At 44.4% G+C, this 17,116-nt stretch carries 17 protein-coding genes; 4 read left to right on the top strand and 13 right to left on the bottom strand.

The features are described 5' to 3' along the window. Positions 1–63 precede the first annotated feature (63 nt). The 7 genes from cmr6 to F6J90_RS04870 form a co-directional block, all read right to left on the bottom strand. Positions 64–1,965: a type III-B CRISPR module RAMP protein Cmr6 gene (gene cmr6, locus F6J90_RS04900; RefSeq protein WP_293091353.1), complete on the bottom strand. Its 1,902-nt coding sequence runs from the start codon at positions 1,963–1,965 to the stop codon at positions 64–66. Continuing rightward, a complete protein-coding gene (locus tag F6J90_RS04895) occupies positions 1,965–2,447 on the bottom strand; it encodes a hypothetical protein (protein WP_293091352.1) in 483 nt (160 codons plus the stop codon). Before F6J90_RS04895 ends, cmr6 begins: the two co-directional genes overlap by 1 nt. Beyond that, entirely contained in the window at positions 2,444–3,370 is a 927-nt protein-coding gene (gene cmr4, locus F6J90_RS04890) for a type III-B CRISPR module RAMP protein Cmr4 (protein ID WP_293091351.1), read from the bottom strand. Before cmr4 ends, F6J90_RS04895 begins: the two co-directional genes overlap by 4 nt. Beyond that, the gene (locus F6J90_RS04885) at positions 3,360–3,563 is read right to left on the bottom strand and encodes a hypothetical protein (RefSeq protein ID WP_293091350.1); all 204 of its coding nucleotides are present in this window, start codon (positions 3,561–3,563) and stop codon (positions 3,360–3,362) included. The genes cmr4 and F6J90_RS04885 overlap by 11 nt, the downstream gene beginning before the upstream one ends. A 36-nt stretch (positions 3,564–3,599) precedes the next feature. After that, complete coding sequence (locus tag F6J90_RS04880) at positions 3,600–4,751, bottom strand: type III-B CRISPR module-associated Cmr3 family protein (protein WP_293091349.1); 1,152 nt, start codon at positions 4,749–4,751, stop codon at positions 3,600–3,602. A gap of 242 nt (positions 4,752–4,993) precedes the next feature. Then, on the bottom strand, positions 4,994–8,566 hold the full coding sequence (gene cas10, locus F6J90_RS04875; protein ID WP_293091348.1) for a type III-B CRISPR-associated protein Cas10/Cmr2: 3,573 nt from the start codon (positions 8,564–8,566) through the stop codon (positions 4,994–4,996). A gap of 29 nt (positions 8,567–8,595) precedes the next feature. Further along, positions 8,596–8,748 carry a hypothetical protein gene (locus F6J90_RS04870; protein ID WP_293091347.1) on the bottom strand — a complete coding sequence of 51 codons (153 nt, stop codon included), beginning with the start codon at positions 8,746–8,748 and terminating at the stop codon, positions 8,596–8,598. 42 nt (positions 8,749–8,790) lie between these two features. On the opposite strand from F6J90_RS04870, the gene F6J90_RS04865 reads away from it, so the two are divergent. Continuing rightward, positions 8,791–9,087: a Fis family transcriptional regulator gene (locus tag F6J90_RS04865; RefSeq protein WP_293091346.1), complete on the top strand. Its 297-nt coding sequence runs from the start codon at positions 8,791–8,793 to the stop codon at positions 9,085–9,087. A 213-nt stretch (positions 9,088–9,300) separates the two neighbouring features. On the opposite strand, the gene F6J90_RS04860 is transcribed toward F6J90_RS04865, so the two are convergent. From F6J90_RS04860 to bchB, 5 genes are all read right to left on the bottom strand, one after another. Further along, positions 9,301–10,704 carry a ferredoxin:protochlorophyllide reductase (ATP-dependent) subunit N gene (locus tag F6J90_RS04860; RefSeq protein ID WP_287265007.1) on the bottom strand — a complete coding sequence of 468 codons (1,404 nt, stop codon included), beginning with the start codon at positions 10,702–10,704 and terminating at the stop codon, positions 9,301–9,303. 103 nt (positions 10,705–10,807) lie between these two features. Next, positions 10,808–11,056, bottom strand: coding sequence for a hypothetical protein (locus tag F6J90_RS04855; RefSeq protein ID WP_293091345.1), 249 nt, complete (start codon positions 11,054–11,056; stop codon positions 10,808–10,810). Positions 11,057–11,303: 247 nt separating this feature from the next. Continuing rightward, positions 11,304–12,167, bottom strand: coding sequence for a ferredoxin:protochlorophyllide reductase (ATP-dependent) iron-sulfur ATP-binding protein (gene bchL / locus F6J90_RS04850; protein WP_070391049.1), 864 nt, complete (start codon positions 12,165–12,167; stop codon positions 11,304–11,306). 527 nt (positions 12,168–12,694) lie between these two features. After that, on the bottom strand, positions 12,695–12,853 hold the full coding sequence (locus F6J90_RS04845) for a hypothetical protein (RefSeq protein ID WP_293091344.1): 159 nt from the start codon (positions 12,851–12,853) through the stop codon (positions 12,695–12,697). 79 nt (positions 12,854–12,932) lie between these two features. Then, positions 12,933–14,459, bottom strand: coding sequence for a ferredoxin:protochlorophyllide reductase (ATP-dependent) subunit B (bchB, locus tag F6J90_RS04840; RefSeq protein WP_293091343.1), 1,527 nt, complete (start codon positions 14,457–14,459; stop codon positions 12,933–12,935). Positions 14,460–14,864: 405 nt separating this feature from the next. Between bchB and F6J90_RS04835 the strand changes: the two genes are divergently transcribed. The 3 genes from F6J90_RS04835 to F6J90_RS04825 all read left to right on the top strand — a co-directional run bounded on the left by F6J90_RS04835 (position 14,865) and on the right by F6J90_RS04825 (position 16,463). Then, positions 14,865–15,122: a hypothetical protein gene (locus F6J90_RS04835; protein ID WP_293091342.1), complete on the top strand. Its 258-nt coding sequence runs from the start codon at positions 14,865–14,867 to the stop codon at positions 15,120–15,122. A 63-nt stretch (positions 15,123–15,185) separates the two neighbouring features. Further along, a complete protein-coding gene (locus F6J90_RS04830) occupies positions 15,186–15,821 on the top strand; it encodes a precorrin-8X methylmutase (protein ID WP_293091341.1) in 636 nt (211 codons plus the stop codon). Between the two features lie 168 nt (positions 15,822–15,989). Continuing rightward, positions 15,990–16,463: a hypothetical protein gene (locus tag F6J90_RS04825; RefSeq protein WP_293091340.1), complete on the top strand. Its 474-nt coding sequence runs from the start codon at positions 15,990–15,992 to the stop codon at positions 16,461–16,463. 204 nt (positions 16,464–16,667) lie between these two features. On the opposite strand, the gene F6J90_RS04820 is transcribed toward F6J90_RS04825, so the two are convergent. Further along, positions 16,668–16,916, bottom strand: coding sequence for a hypothetical protein (locus F6J90_RS04820; protein ID WP_293091339.1), 249 nt, complete (start codon positions 16,914–16,916; stop codon positions 16,668–16,670). Positions 16,917–17,116: the final 200 nt, after the last annotated feature.

Below are 17,116 nucleotides of genomic sequence, written 5' to 3'. Positions count from 1 at the left end.
TGTTTGATTCAATAGCTGATAGCTGTTCGCGTAGCGTTTAAGCTGATAACTGAATGCTTACGGTTAAGGCAACGGAAAAATACGATCATAGTTATCAGGGTTAGTTTTTTCTTGCAAAAGCTGGAGAAACTCCTGGCGTTTGGAGTGTTGAGTACCAAACACGGTCACCACTTGGTAATTTCCTAAATCAACAATCCAAACCGGAGAGCGATCGCCTGTATGACCACACAGGTCAGGGTCATAAATTCTGTCTCCTTTCCGATTAGTTATTTTCAACTTATCTGAGTGCAACAGGGCTAAAGCATGAGGTTTATCAAACTGTTCTTGCCCAGAACAGAGGATAATCTGACAGTTACTATCTACCGCTTCTCGCCATTCCTTTTGGCTTAATCTCGGAACTGGTAAAAGCGATCGCGGATTAACCTGCTGATCACTCAGAGTAGCTAAAGCTGTACAAAAATCCTCCAATCTCTGCTGAAAACGAGACTTAAATTCTCGGGGAGTATCGGGTAATTGCCACCATAAATCTTTCTCGTTTGCTCTCAACCGACTACCGCGATAGTAAGGTGGTTTGGGATTTTGACGATTTTTGCGAGAATAAAGAGGTCGTCTTGCTCCCTGTCCGACTCCACCAAGATGAAACATTAACCAAGTCAAGTTTACCAATAATTTTTGAATAGTATCCCGTTCAGCTTGGGTAGTTGGTGCTTCCCGGGAATAACTCAGTTTTAGGGTTCCCTGTTGTTTCAGACAAGGTTGATTTTGAGCCTGTTCTGAAGTTCGAGGATTTTTGGCATCAGTAATATTAAACTGAATCCATCCTTGAGTTTGAGGTTGAATTGAACCAAACAACTGACATTCCCACGTCTTTACTTGTGCTATTGGTAAAAAGCCTAAAGCTAAGGTCCGGAACCAGTAGCTCAGCATAGATTTAAACGCTATAGGGCGCACCTCGGCTTCTGCATAGTCATCGGGTTTACCCTTTGTATTCAAAGGTTTGCGAACATTCCTAAAGCGTTTATACCCGTGAATCAGTTGACCTTCAAGGATAAACTTGACCTCAAAAAATGGCTGAGGATTATTCTGTTCACCTTTAACCAGCATTTGACCATAGCCAGTATTAATCTGGGAACCAACACCGGATTGTAACCCCTTTTTCAACCAAGTTTTGACTTGATTGAACGTATCTTGATCACATCTAGCAGTTGGACGTAACCCAATTAAAACTATCGGTCTGTTAAGAGAAAGGAAGGGATTAGGATTAGGGCTATACTTGGGAGAGTCTTGATCCCAACTCCAGATATTATTAGCCATATCCACAGCTAAGCCTCTCTTCTCGACTCCCCATTGCTTGGCTAATGGGTAAGCATCCAGAAAAATCACTTTCCCTGCACAGTCTTTTTCTTCAGCTTCCAAGGAACCAAAGTACTGTGCAACGTGTTTTTCTGCTTGTTGGTTGGCTTCCTCCCTCTGTTGCTGAGTTATCTTTGCTTTCTGCTGGAGGATATTGTCTAGAATAGCTTGAGTGAATTCCCAAAGTGCCTGACGTCTTGCCACACCTCGCAGAGTACTGGAAGGAATATAAGGTATTCCCAAGGCATCGAAGGCCGGAAGCAGAATATTTTCCGGTCCGGTTTGTCCCCCTACACGCATCCGCCAAGCACACTCAACCTCAAATGTATTATCCTTTCCAGCAATTAGCTGAATCCGCTGGTTGAGGGTTTCCAAGCGTTTTTTGTATCCTCCAGCTTTTTCTGCTGCCATCTGGAGAACTTGTACCTTGGTTAAGTTATTCTCTTGCTGGTTTTGCTTGTCACCTTTTGCTGATGATGACTCAATCACCGGTTGAGGCGATCGCATCCAGCGTAGATATTCTACAAAACTAGCAGCATTATTAGGTTGGAATCCCTTCGGGAGTTTCTCTAGCCAAGTGGGAAGGGATTGATTGTCTCTATTGAAGGTCATTAATCTGACTCTCCTGGTTTAATGTCGTGGTAAACTGCATCTGCCCAGAAACTAAACTCTTGGGCTATCGCGAGTGCTACCCCTGTCAGACCCAGATATTGGTGATGATTCATGGTATTGAGGGTTGCTAAACCCTCTTCATTGACTAAATTTCCGACTCCAGGAACGTTTTCTAAACTGCGAAAATAGCTTTCAATCACCTCTCTTTTCCCTTCTTGACTCTTGGTTGTCCTTTGGCCTATAGTAGGTGGCTTTTGTGGATCCCATTTATCAAGGGCAATTTCCTCACCTTTCAGACGCATTAATCCCCAAGTGGCAACATAGGTATAGAGTTCTACTGCTTGACTCTTTTGCTCTTGAAGATGCTGTTTATAGTCTTGGGACTTAATCTCCTTGTTTTCCAAGGCTTTGTCATAGCGCGATCGCAAATCTTTTAAAGCTTCATAAGCATATTTACTCAGACCCCGTGAATCAAACATCATCCTTTCCCCTCTTTTTTCCCTTTAGATTCTTTCTGTGGTGCCATCCACTGTTGCACAAATCCTCGTCCTAAACTTTCCTGTCCGCCAATTTGCAACAGGGAATTGTCCTTTAATAGCTGTTGAAAATCATCAAGATGCTCTTGGGCAGTACCATTAACTTGAGTAGTAACTCCCCAAGGGAAGTACATCAAAGTATCAGGAGGAATTGCTTCTTCATAGCGAAAACTGCCATCTGTAACAACCTTGTGTTCATTCAGCTTTACCTTTACCTGTCGCCAGAGGCTCATCTGAATCAGAGTTTCACAGTGCTGGTTTGGCAAGACCAAAACCTTATCAATACTGGTTTCATAGCCTTTAGGAATAAAATCTTCCCAATTCTGAAAAGGCTGCAAACTACTGCCAGCAATCAAGGCATCTTTGAGATAAACGGACTCTTTTTTTGGTATATTGCTACGGTAGTTTTTGATATTATTAGTATTAATAGTATCATTACTATGGTTAAACCTTACCCATTTTTGTAGTAATAAAGGACAACTAATCCAAATCACACCATGACTTAAGGAGGAAACGGGAAACCATAGGATTGAGCCATCTCCTACCCAAATACTGCCCTGTTCCAGTTGAGTTAGTTTTCGGTTTGTTTCCAATTCATAATACTCAACAAAATCTTGATTCTTCAAATCCTCTAAATCAGGACCAAAAAGCTTAACTTGCCTAATGTGAGCGGCAATCACGTTGTCTTCATCCTTCGGGTCAATATTGATTACCACATTTGCTCTATATCGTCCCCGAATTGTACTCGAAGGCAGATAGGGAAAATTCGTATGAGATTCCCGGGCAATTCCTACTAAATTACCCTCTTGACTGGTTCCCCCAGTATGTAAGGGAGAAAGTAGATATAAATAAGCAAGATTAAGTTTCATTGTCTCTTAAAGCGGTTTGCAATTGGGTAAGGTACAAATTATTTTGTTTTAGGGAACAGGGAACAGGGAACAGGGAAAAGAAAACAGAGAACAGGGAAAAAATCCTGTGTACCTTATAGTTATGAAAAACGCTGTATCTCATGTTATGATAACTAACCTTAATAAAAATCTCCCCATCTCCCCATCTCCCCATCTCCCCATCTCCCCATCTCCCCTTAATTATGGGTATTCAACCGGACTTGATATTTCCCCACAAAAGTTTTCCATAGTTCAATTGCCTAAAGGTTTCCAAGTCATCACTATTACTATCAGGTAACAGCAGTTTATCCTTAGGTAAGTTTTCTCCAAAACTATAAACCGTACCTGGTGCCACAAAGGCCCGTTGGGGTGATAAAGCTGACTGCCAATTTCCCCTTTCCTGAGAATTCAATAGCCGACGTTTGATCTGGGTTCTACCACCCCATAGTAAAGGGCGATCGCTTACACAACCTCTGAGAGTTTCTTTCCAGTTACTGGGATAAACACCATACTTTGCTTTCTGTTTTTCTGCTATTCCCGGAGTCAGTAAATAGGCAAAGTTGCTGGATTTTTGTTCAGAAAACTGCTCTAAGTCTTGCCACGGTTTTAAGGGCTTGATGGGGGAAACAATAGCTCGATGTCCCTCTCCTCCCAAGCGCACCACGGTCTGGTCTATTTTAGTACTAATCCCTGCTACTAGTCGCCATCCCGGATCCATACGCACTGCTATTTCAGTGAAATAACCTTCTTCATCCCGTACCTGCCTACTCCCTGATTTCATATGAATATGGGGTAGTATTTGTAGACTCCAAGGGTGATCACAGAAGTAATCGTTATCCTTGTTATCCTTTTTATTCTCAAAATTATTACCTTGGAGATACTTGATCAAGGCTTCAGCTTTAATCCAAGGTTGAGGAGAACCACAGATAAATTCATTTTCCTCAAGTTGAGGAGGAACCATCGGTTGCAATTCGTCCCTATCAAAACAGATATAATCCCAACCGGGCTGAGTATCTTTTGGTTGAAGACGCTTTATCTTATCCCAAGTATCAATTGAATCTTTGTGATTATCTTCTGCTTCGGTAGGATTATATTTTTTGCGAACACAGAGTAAATCCTTTGGTGTTGGTAACCAGAGGGTGTCTTGTTGATCTAACAGAAAAGGTCCGATAAATGTTAAATTTCGTTTCTTATCTTTCTGGTTATATCCATAATGGGGTAGAGCAGAACGAAGGGCTTGAAACACCGTAATGGGCATGGGAGGAAACTTCCCTTTTGCCCAAGACCCTTCCCCTGGACTAAAGGGTTTTTCTTCTCGAAACAGCAACACATCTATGGGTTCAATGGTATACCAAGATAGCATTTTTTTAATAGGGAGTAGGGAGTAGGGAGTAGGGAGTAGGGAGTAGGGAGTAGGGAGTAGGGAGTAGGGAGGTAAGCTATCAGTTATCAGTTATCAGCTATCAGCTATCAGCTATCAGCTTAAGCGCTACGCGCACGCTACGCGAACAGCTATTAGCTATTAGCTTATGGGTTCCAGGTAGCGCAATCGATACTTTTAAATAAAATAAGCTGACGGCTGTTCGCGTAGCGTGAGCTAAAAGCTCACGGCTGACGGCTGACGGCTGACGGCTGACCACTGTTCCCCGTTCCCTGTTCCCTCCATTCCTGACGCTGTACCATTTTATCTACCCAAAAAGCACTGAATTTTAATAACATTGCTAAATCCTTTTCTTGGGTACCGAGGGCATTTTCTCCAGCAGCTTGTCGAGCATGAAACGCCCAATGTTGCCATTGATTAATCCAGTCTAGTAAAGCCTGTTTAACCTGATCAGATAGGGTTTCGTCCCGGCGGTTGAGGATAACTTCGGTTGCTTGACTCAATAAGCGATCGCATTCGGTTACACAAGCATGTTTTGGCAAGTCTTCTGCTAGTCGATACAGCAGAGGAGAGAGGTCAATGTCTTGGTAATGCTGAATAAATTTCCACCAATAGTCTAGTAAATGTCCTTTCATTAGTGCTTCTAAACTATTGCCACTACCGTAGATAACTCGGAAGCACAAACCATCTTTAGGGGGAATAATGTCAAAGTCCCCCGCCCCCCTAACCCCCCAATTTTGGGGGGAATTTGAGTTAAAGTCCCCCGCCCCCCTAACCCCCCAATTTTGGGGGGAATTTGAGTTAAAGTCCCCCGCCCCCCTAACCCCCCAATTTTGGGGGGAATTTGAGTTAAAGTCCCCCGCCCCCCTAACCCCCCAATTTTGGGGGGAATTTGAGTTAAAGTCCCCCGCCCCCCTAACCCCCCAATTTTGGGGGGAATTTGAGTTAAAGTCCCCCGCCCCCCTAACCCCCCAATTTTGGGGGGAATTTGAGTTAAAGTCCCCCGCCCCCCTAACCCCCCAATTTTGGGGGGAATTTGAGTTAAAGTCCCCCAGAATTGGGGGATTTAGGGGGCTTTGCCTAAGTCCTGTTCTAGTTCCTGGGAGTTTCTTGGCTCTATCCTTCTCTGCAGTCCAAAGGTTGTCTAGAACCGTGGGCAGTGGTAAGCTTTTATGGGCAATCACAATGCCCATGCTCATGGTGGCACCCTCGCCCATGGTGAAATGGGCACGGTCGGGTAATCCTTCTAATTGTTGCTTGGGGTACCAGTAACCGCCGTTAGGGTGAAACTCTTGTTGGGGGTCTTCAGCACCACACCAAGCCGCACGAAGCGATCGCAAAAATTCCGGCAAGTCTTCTAGAGGCAACACGGCCATCACATCATCCCCGCCACTGTAGACAACTTTGCCGCAGAAGCGCTTTTCAGTTATATAAGGCACCAGGCGATTGGAAAAATCTAGTAGAGCACGATTCAGTCCAACATGGGTAGCTGGTCCCATGCGCTTTTTGGTCTCTAGCAGTTCGTTAAATCCCTCAACTTGCTGACTAGATTGGTCTAGTTGGTCTGTAAGTATGTAGTGTTTATATTCCTTGAGCTTAGCACCAGAAACATAGTTACCCATGCCATCCCCATCAGCCAGAACAATTACCCACCAATCACCGGGAGACCAATTACTAAAACCAGTTTGTTTATGAGCGGTTTCTACTAACCGTCTTAGAACATCCCGAGATTGAGTTAATCCCATATCATCCGCTAGCCACCTACTAGAAAACATCACACCGTTGAAATTTTCACCTTCGTTGTTGTTGGGATTAATTGTGTTATCAGTCTTGGGAACTTGAAACGGGTAATTACCAGTGCAAGAGCGAAAATTATCGTTAAAATCAGGTAACTCTTGGTCAATTAATTTGCTCAGATTCTGCCAGTATTTGCGGATTATTTCAGGATGGTCATGGGCAAATCGTGCGGCAGCAATGGAACTCAAGTTAGGAAAGCGAAGGAATTTTTGGTAATCAATCTTGTCAGTTTCGTTATTGAGCAATCCTACATCAATTGAGAGAATGTTTGTTCCCTGTTCCCTGCTCCCTACTCCCTGCTCCCTGTTCCCTGTTCCCTGTTCCCTATTCCCTTTGCTATTGTTAGTTTCCTTACTTAACCCAATACCCAACGATTTACCAACACCACCGTACTGCCAAGCCATACGCTTGGTTAATTCCAAAGCATTGAGCTTTTCTGAACCATTGAACAGTCCTCCTGGATAAACTGCCGCCATCAACCGCCAGAATAGGCGCATGGAACGAGCTGACAGACCTCCACCTTCGGGAAATCTTCTATAGTTTAGATTCGGATGCACTGCACTAAACTGACCAGAAAGGGTGGAGCGCTCTCCTGGGGCAACCGGAATCTGCCAAGTGCGGGTGTTCTTAACAGCTTGAATAGATTTTCCTAAGGTAGCTTGTAGGATTGCCCACCATATCCCGACATTAAGGGTATGGAAAGCTTTCTCTTCTGCTTCGGTAGGAATCTTTTGCCCAGAACGGGAAAACGCGATCGCTTCTTGAGCGTCTTTCCATTTGCTATCAAATGTTTCCTGGTCGTTTCTGGTAATTACCAGTGGTTGATCGGGATTACCCAACGGTACTGCAGTCCAGTAAGGTTGCCAAGAACTTTCTATCTGAGCATGCCAGAGTGTATTCCACTCCCAACAACCAGGTTGCTCCAATTTTTTTAAGTCTCGCTGGCAAGCTTCGTAGTCACCATCAGAAAAGTCTTGTAATATTTCCCCTCGCTTTTGCTGATTTTGGGATTCTTTCAGCCATGAAATAACCTTCTGTTTGATATGTTCCCGTACTTGCTCAGCAATTGCTTTCCATTCCTCTGTTAGCTTTTCGGTTAATTCTTTCCCTAATTTTTCAGCCGCTTCCTTTCCTGGCACGACAGCGGTAATAATATTAGGAAAACCAGCAGTACTCAGACTAGTCGATTTATTATCATCAAAACGGCTAACTGGATCTAATTCATCTAGGTAATACTGTTGAAAACTATCCCGAAAAATTGTATCATTTACTTCTGGTTGGTCAAATTCCTGAATCATCAGGGCGTCAATAATCTCTTGACTCCAGAGGGAGGGAGTAATTACGGCATCAGGACCATACAATTGAGCAATATGCCAGCAGAGTTTAACACTTAGATAATGGAGTAAATAGGAGCCTGCCCAAAAATCAAGAAACTTGCGGGAAGCTTTAATAAATTCCTGGACTGGGGAGAAGGTGAATAATAGTAAATAGGGATGTTCGTGAGACTTTCCTAGCTGCCAATCTTCTGGATAGAGGGCACCAACTAGGGCAGAAACTGTGCTGTTGTAGCTGTGGATTGGACAATCGGGTAAGATTTTATGAGCTGGAACCAGTAAGGCATTTGGATATTGCTTGGCTCTAATTTCTGGATAGAACCGCCAGAGCCACCAAAACACTTTTTTCTCATCCAGTTCTGTAGCAATATCCCCAAGATTGGGTATTTCTTGTTGATTAAAAGAGTCTATCTGGTGCTGTTGACCGCTGATCGGATGCTTTACTTGACAATCATTACTTTCTGTGTTAATAATTGCGCCTAGATTAACCCGGTCAGAGGAACTAGCAATCGCATTCGGCAGAACCTGACTTTGCTCCTGCTGGTCTACCAGTTGCTGCCACCAGTTTCGCAGCTGATCTAGATTGTTTCCGTAGCAGGCTAATGCCCTTTGGTCTTGGAGCTCCTGATGCATTAGAGCATAAAGCTTCCGCTGATAGACACTCATGTAGATTCACCTCAACAGGTGATCCCAAGTTAGCAGCTGAGCAGGAGTACCAGTCTAATTCTGATGCGAATGACGAAAATTGCTATGTTGACTTGTTTCAGAAGTCGGGAACAGGGAATCGGGAATCGGGAATCGGGAATCGGGAATAAGAGGGGGGGGATCAATATCAGTGGGGTGGGCATCCTGCCTGCCCGAGGCACGAAAACGCAACTTAGAAACGAACAATGAATAATAATCCTTATATCGGTTCTTCCTTAGATGAACTTTTAGAAGACGATAACATCCTTGCTGAAGTTGAAGCCGTAGCTCTCAAACGAGTTTTAGCTTGGCAAATCGAACAGGCGATGCTTGAAAAGGGACTGACTAAAACTGAAATGACCCAGGTCATGAAAACCAGTCGTGCAGCTTTAGATAGTCTTTTAGATCCAAACAACACCTCTGTAACCCTGAGCACAATTGAACGGGCAGCCAATGCACTGGGTAAGCGCTTACAGCTTCAATTGGTTGATAGTGAAGTGTAAGCTTGCCCACGCTATCTGCCCTTCCTTAGGGCAGGGTTGTTTCTGGCGTCGAGCTAAATTTTCTTTAATTGGTGGGGAGATAGGGAAATAGGAAGATAGGGAGATAGGAGGAATTAAAGCGAATCAAAAGGTATTTTTAACCTTAAAAAAACCCTCTTCCCTACTCCCTACTCCCTACTCCCTACTCCCTACTCCCTACTCCCTTAACAAGTGCTAAACCTTAGCCTCTTCTTTAACTAACTTATCCCAACCCAAATCCTTCAGACTGTTATTACGACGTAACGGACGAGTTGCCAATTCCAGAATATCTCGGGCATTAGTAAAGCCGTGCATTTGAGCAAAGGTAAACTCAACAGACCACTTAGTATTAATTCCCCGTGCTTCCAAAGGATTAGCATGAGCCATACCGGTAATCACCAAATCCGGCTCCAACTCATAAATCCGCTGAATCTGGTTGTAATTGTCTGGCTTCTCGATAATCTTAGGAGTTGGTACACCCATTTCGTGGCAAGTCTGTTCTAACAGAGCTAACTCAGCTTTCTGATAACGCTTATCCATGTAAGGGATACCGATTTCATGGCAAGTCATCCCGCAACGAACGAGGAAACGAGCTAAGGAAACTTCCAGCAAGTTATCCCCCATGAAAAATACTGACTTACCACGCAACAGCTGGATATAATCCTCCAAGCTTTCCCAAATTTTAGCTTCCCGTTCTGCCAAGCCTTTTGGTTCAATACCAAACACAGAACACATTTTCTCTATCCAAGCCCGAGTGCCATCCGGACCAATGGGGAAAGGTGCGCCAATTAACTTACACTTGCGGCGGCGCATCAGAGTAGTAGCGGTACGGCTTAGGAAAGGATTCACCCCAGCAACATAGTAACCTTCTTCAATTACTGGCAATTCCGTGTAACGCTTAGCAGGCAACCAACCAGACACCTTAATCCCCTGCTTCTTCAACTCTAGGGTGAGGTTAGTCACAACCGGGTCAGGTAGGGAGCCAAACAACACTAGGGGTGGATGATCCGCATACTCTGACTCTTCCGCAGCCACCTCTTCTTTCTGGCGTCCAAAGTTGAGGAGTTTTGCGATCGCATTCCGCTCTTGTTTCTCCTCTTCCACCTGGGGTGCTTCTTTCGGACACTTGTGAGCCATAGCGGCCAACACAGTATCTTCACCCTGGGTGAAAGCATAGTCTAAGCCATTAGCACGAGCCACCACAATCGGAATGCCAATCTCAGATTCCAGCTTGGGAGCCAAGCCTTCCAAATCCATCTTGATAATTTCCGTAGTGCAGGTACCAATCCAGACAATCACACTAGGATTGCGATCGCGTTTAATCTGCAAACACAACCGCTTCAGTTCCTCGTAATCATTTAGCTTAGCGGAAATATCCCCTTCTTCCAACTCTGCCATGGCATAGCGTGGCTCAGCAAAAATCATCACCCCCATCGCATTTTGGAGGAAATAGCCACAAGTCTTAGTACCAATCACCAAAAAGAAGCTATCTTCAATCTTTTGGTAAAGCCATGCGACGCAGCTAATTGGGCAAAAGGTATGGTAATTCCCAGTTTCGCACTCAAAATCTAGGGCTTGAGGGGTTTCAGCAACAGTCATTTAAAGTTCTCCTCTCCTGCTTTCTCTCGTCGGTTTTAATGGGTGAAGGTTAGTTGGTTGAAGGTTTAAGGTTGAAGGTTGAAGGTTTTAAAGGTTGAAGGTTTTAAAGGTTGAAGGTTGAAGGTTGAAGGTTGAAGGTTGAAGGGTTGAAGGTTTTAAGGGTTGAAGGTTGAAGGTTGAAGGTTGAAGGTTTTAAGGGTTGAAGGTTATTTGGTTGAAGGTTATTTGGTTTAAGGTTATTTGGTTTAAGGTTATTTGGTTTAAGGTTATTTGGTTTAAGGTTTACTGTTAACTGTTGAATGGTTTCAGGTTTACTGTTATAAATTTCAACCTCCAACCTCCTAAATTTCAACCTCCAACCTCCTAACTTTCAACCTGCTAACCTTCAACCTGCTAACCTTCAACCTGCTAACCTACCCTACGGGAACGCCAAAGACGAACAACCTCCTAACTTTCAACCTTCAACCAAATAACCTTCAACCTTCAACCAAATAACCTTCAACCTTCAACCAAATAACCTTCAACCTAACTTTCAACCTTCAACCTTAAACCAAATAACCTTCAACCTGCTAACCTTCAACCTTTCTTTCAACCTTTGCTTACACCATCATCAGGTCTAATTCTTCTTCCTCAGTAACTGCTGGGGTTTGAGGATTTAGGTAGAAGTCAGACAGCAAAGAGAACAACTCCCGGTCTGGTGCATCTTGAGGTACAACCCCCTCAGGCTGTGCCAGGATTTGGTCAGCAATATTGAGATAGTATTGGCACACAGGTTCCAGGCTAGGGTCAGTTTCTGCCATTTCAAATATCGTTTTGCCCTTAACCCGAGATACACGGATATCTTCAATTAGTGGCAGAATTTCCAGCACTGGCATCGGCACAGCTTCGACATACTTATCGATTAAGTCGCGCTTAGAGGTGCGGTTGCCAATCAGACCAGCCAGACGCAGCGGGTGAGTGCGAGCTTTTTCACGAACAGAAGCAGCAATCCGGTTAGCAGCGAACAAGGCATCGAAACCGTTATCGGTGACAATCATGCAATAGTTGGAATAGTTCAGGGGAGCAGCAAAACCACCACAGACGACATCACCCAGAACGTCAAACAGAATCACATCGTACTCATCAAAAGCATTCAGTTCCTTGAGCAGCTTAACCGTTTCACCAACAACATAGCCACCGCAACCCGCACCAGCCGGGGGACCACCAGCTTCTACGCAATGAACACCACCATAACCTTTGTAAATCACATCTTCAGGCCAGACATCTTCGTAGTGGTAATCCTTTTCCTGAAGGGTATCAATAATGGTAGGGATCAGAAAACCAGTCAGAGTGAATGTGCTGTCATGCTTAGGGTCACAGCCAATTTGCAGCACCTTTCGACCCCGCTTAGCTAGGGCAACTGAGATATTACAGCTAGTTGTGGACTTACCGATACCACCTTTTCCATAAACTGAAAGTTTCACCTTTAGTTATCTCCTGTTTCAGATAAAAATTCTTATTTTGTCTTTGCCCCTAAGCCAGCCGAAAGGATAATTGCTGAAATTCTGCTGGATTTATCTTAGGCACCGCTTCGGCGTTGACCCTAAAGCCAGCCATAGATTGCTTAGCTTTCGGTGCTTCTTGCATTATTCACGAACTGCACTAGAAAATACAGGGTCTTTTTTATCGATATAGCCTTTAAATTACTTTAAATGGACTTTTATAAATTTAAACCATAATATAAATCAATTTAAATCTTATTTATTCAATTTAATACTTAATTAATATTTTTTTTAATTTTTTTTAATAAAAACTGAAACAATAAACAAAAATAAAAAATCACCAGAGTGAATCCAGCTGATAGCACCTCAAGTAGCGTGCGCGTAGCGCATTAGCTGATAGCTGTTCGCGTAGCGTGCGCGTAGCGCATTAGCTTACAAATCATCCAGACCCACCAGAAGCCATAGGCTGGTCTAGCTATTGAAGTTTTTTGTAAATAATAATTAAATTTCTACGGAGCAATCACCGCAATCTTCGTCGATAGAGTCACAGAATTTGAAAGAGGTACAAAGAATCGGGAATCGGGAATCGGGAGTCGGAAATCGGGAATTGGGAATCGGGAATCGGGAATCGGGAATCGGGAATCGGGAAAACTGATCTGATTCCCCATCTCCCTATCTCCCTATCTCCCCATCTCCCTATCTCCCTATTTCCCCATCTCCCCTGATTCAGATTAAATCTCTATCACCTCAAGCCCCTACAGCTTCCTTAGCGGCATACATCACTTCAAGAGTGATTTCACTAAAGCCACGCTCACGAGCAAACTTCTCAGTATTGCGCTTCACTTTACCCCGAACAAAACCAGGCACCTTATTCAGTTCTGCTTTAGCGTCCTTACTCCAGTTCAGGTCAGAATCAGCAGAGATTCCCTTGGTAATCACTTCCTTGGTATCATGACCACCAAAGATTTCCAACAAGTGGTCTTCCATACCCAAGGTGAAGGAATTGTAGACCAAATCAGCAATTTGGTTAGTACCTTCGTAACCCATGAAGGGGCGATAACCAATGGGGAAGTTTTGGATATGAATGGGAGCAGCAATCACACCACAAGGAATGTTCAAGCGCTTACCCACGTGCCGTTCCATTTGGGTACCGAAAATCGCAGCAGGTTCAATTCGTGCGATCGCATCCCCAATCGCACCATTATCATCACTGATCAGGATCTCATCACAGTATTCGCTCACCTGCTCCTTGAACCAGTCTGCATCATACTTGCAGTAGGTACCAGCCAGCACCACATGAATACCCATCTCCCGTGCCAGAATCTTGGTCATAGCCGCAGCGTGGGTATTATCTCCGAAAACCACAGCCTTCTTACCCGTCAAGTTTTGGCAGTCGATGGAGCGAGAGAACCAGGCAGCTTGAGAAACGTACAGGGTTTGGTTGTCGATGTACTCTTCGTAATCGACATTAGCACCTTGACCATTGACAATTTCCTGAATCTTACGGATACAACGGGCAGTTTCCACCACACCCAAAGGAGCAATATCGACATAGGGCATCCCGAATTGTTCTTCCAGGTAACGGGCACTCATCAAGCCAATTTCCCGATAAGGCAACAGGTTAAACCAAGCCCGAGGTAAATTTTTCAGGTTGTGGACAGAAGCTCCCTCTGGGAGGACTTCGTTAACCTCAATACCCAAATCAGCCATCAGCCGCTTCAGTTCAGTACAATCGTGTTGATTGTGGAAGCCAAGGGTAGAAATACCAATGATGTTCACCGAGGGCTTTGCGGTTTTGCCCTCTGGCAACTCACCCTTCTTGCGGGCTTTGTTGAGGTAGAACTGAACAATTTGATCTAGGGTGCGGTCAGCCGCTTGCAATTCATTGACCCGGTAGTGGTTGACATCTGCCAACATCACATCAGCCTTGGCATCCATCTGAGCCCGGTTTACGAAGTTCTCCAGGTCTTCTTGTAGGATACTGGAGGTGCAGGTGGGGGTAAGCACAATGAGATCAGGGTTTACTTCCTGATCCTTGCGGGTGATGTTGTCCACTACTTTTTCCTGAGAACCCCGTGCTAGCACGTTCCGGTCAACAATACTAGCAGTTACCGGAGTGTAATCCCGCTCTCGCTCTAGCATGGAGCGCATCACGTTGAAGTAGTCATCCCCTAGGGGGGCATGCATAATAGCATGGACGTTCTTAAAAGAACTCGCAACGCGCAGTGTGCCAATGTGGGCAGGACCTGCATACATCCAGTAAGCCAATTTCATATCCTATTCTCCCTTGTTAAAAGATTAAGTATCAAGTATCAAACATCAATAATCAATCATCAATCATCACAAATTAAGCATTAAGCATCAAACATCAAGCATCAATCATCAAAAATGTAACAATTTTCTGGATTTGTTACTCATTAACCAAGATGGTTTCAGCCTTCAGCCTTCAGCCTTAAGACCCAAGCGTGATTTAGATTTTCTCAGAAGTCCGAGGTAATGACTATCCTTAGGGATAAGTGTTTTTTGCCTGGTATCTAATTCCCCAAACCCTCTTGCCAAGATAAACATATCGATTAGGCATATAAGAGAATCTGACTCAAATTGCAATGATTCTTAATTTTTAGTTACAGGGAGCAGGGAGCAGGGAGTAGGGAGTAGGGAGTAGGGAGTGTGGGAGGTGTGGGGAGTGTGGGAGGTGTGGGGCGGGGGCGCGGGGAGATGGGGAGATGGGGAGATGGGGAGTCAGATCAGTTTTCCCTATTGCCTATTGCTAGCTTGCCTCTTGCCTCTTGCCTATTGCTAGCTTGCCTATTGCTAGCTTGCCTCTTGCCTCTTGCCTCTTGCCTCTTGCCTCTTGCCTCTTGCCTCTTGCCTCTTGCCTCTTGCCTCTTGCCTATTCCCTATTCCCTATTCCCTATTCCCTGTTCCCTAATATGAAAACCACTAGAGCAAGCATAATAATGTCAAAATAATCACAACCAGTTTGTCTGAAGAGTCCTCATGGAATGGCATATAACTGATGCCCAAAGTCTGGCAATTATTGACCGTGAAATAGGCGAGCATGTCTTTTCACCAGCAGAATACGAGATTGTGCGGCGGGTGATTTATGCCACAGCCGACTTTGAGTATAAGTCTCTGATTCATTTTTCTGAGCGGGCATTACAAGCAGGAGCAGCTGCTCTCGCTGCTCGTAGCACCATTGTAGTAGATGTGCCAATGGTACAAGTGGGTATCACTCCCCACATTCAAGATACCTTTGCTAATCCAGTGTATTGCAGCATGGAAACCCTCACTCGTCCGCAAAAAGAAAAGACTAAGGCAGCCTGGGGGATGCAAACCTTAGCTAGACGCTATCCAGAAGGAATTTTTGTTATTGGTCAAGCTCAGACAGCTTTAACAGTATTGGTGGAGTTGATTGAAGCAGAGGAAATTCGACCAGCCTTGGTGATTGGGGTACCTACGGGATTTGTCGAGGTGGATGTGGCTAAATCTCGGTTGGGGGACTCTTTGATTCCCCACATTCGGATTGATGGTCGTAAGGGTTCTGCGGTAGTGGCTGCTGCTATTGTTGATGGCTTAGTAGACTTGGCTTGGCAAGCCTACGGCCAGGATGATATTGACTTCTCACACGGGTAAAAGGGCGTTGCCCAATTGTGGCATGATTGAGAATAATGGGTAATCGGTAATGGGTAATCGGTAATCGGTAATGATCTTCAGTCAGGCTCATTGACCAAAACCCTCCGTTGGTGATCGATAAAAATTTGGTTAAGATCCTGTCAGCAACGGTTTAGCAAAGGGATAAGGATGGCAACTGCGGTTAAACTAATAGCTCCAGGTTTTTGTGTAAAGTACCCGAAAACCCCTTGGAGTGTGATATATGTCGAAGATGCTTCAGGCAAGTTTCATTTCCGCCTTAGTAGTCGAGACTTCAAATTTGAACCCCGCGATCGCTACCGTTACCCAACTCATGAGGCGGCTAAACGGGCAGCATTGTGTTTTCTGGAATTACTCAAACGTATAGAGCGATCGCGGATGCGCATGAGCATTCTGCTAGAAATTGGTATTCTTAAATTTCCCCAACAGACCTATAACTCCTATGAAATCTGGTTATTGATTGATCGCACTCGCTATAGTTGGGAGGCAATAACGCCCAATGGTTTTTGTTTCCGCTCCCAGCGCTGGTACAAAAGTCCTAACACCCCGATTCTTAAAGCCAAAAAACATATAGACCGGGAGCTGGCGGTCTATCAAATCAAAAATGTAGTTGGCTGGGTTTAGTGACTATAGCATTTATCAAATAGGTGAGGTACACAAGTTGTGGATTTTAGGGAACAGGGAACAGGGAACAGGGAACAGGGAATAGGGAACAGGGAACAGGGAACAGGGAATAGGGAACAGGGAATAGGGAATAGGGAACAGGGAACAAAGAATAAATCTTGTGTACCTTATGAATAAAATAAATGAATATGATAACCGCTATCCTTAAAAAGGACGAGTATCAAAACACTTATGCCCAATTGTGCCATCAGGAAATAAGTAAAGAGGACAATACGGTAAATCTATGGGTATGCTCTCAAAGGTTATAGGCTCCTGCTCCGGTTCGTCATTATTCGGCCAACGAATCCTGCGACTTTTACCACCGACAACATCAGCCATTTTATGATCACTACTGTCAGAGACAAAGCTGTCACTTTCTAACCTCTCGACGAAACCTAGATCAAAGATTTCCATGATAACTATATATCCAATTGATCTCTATTAATTCTTGATATCAAATTCTCCCATGGCTAATAGAAAAGTCTTGCCATATTGGCCATAAGTTACAAAAATTTAGAATCCTCAACTACCAATTAATTAAGGGAATCGGAATCCCCCCTAACCCCCCTTAATAAGGGGGGAAGGGAATCGGAATCCCCCCTAACCCCCCTTAA

Source organism: Moorena sp. SIOASIH (assembly GCF_010671925.1).
Lineage (GTDB): Bacteria > Cyanobacteriota > Cyanobacteriia > Cyanobacteriales > Coleofasciculaceae > Moorena.
This window is presented reverse-complemented; position numbering and strand designations above follow the sequence as displayed.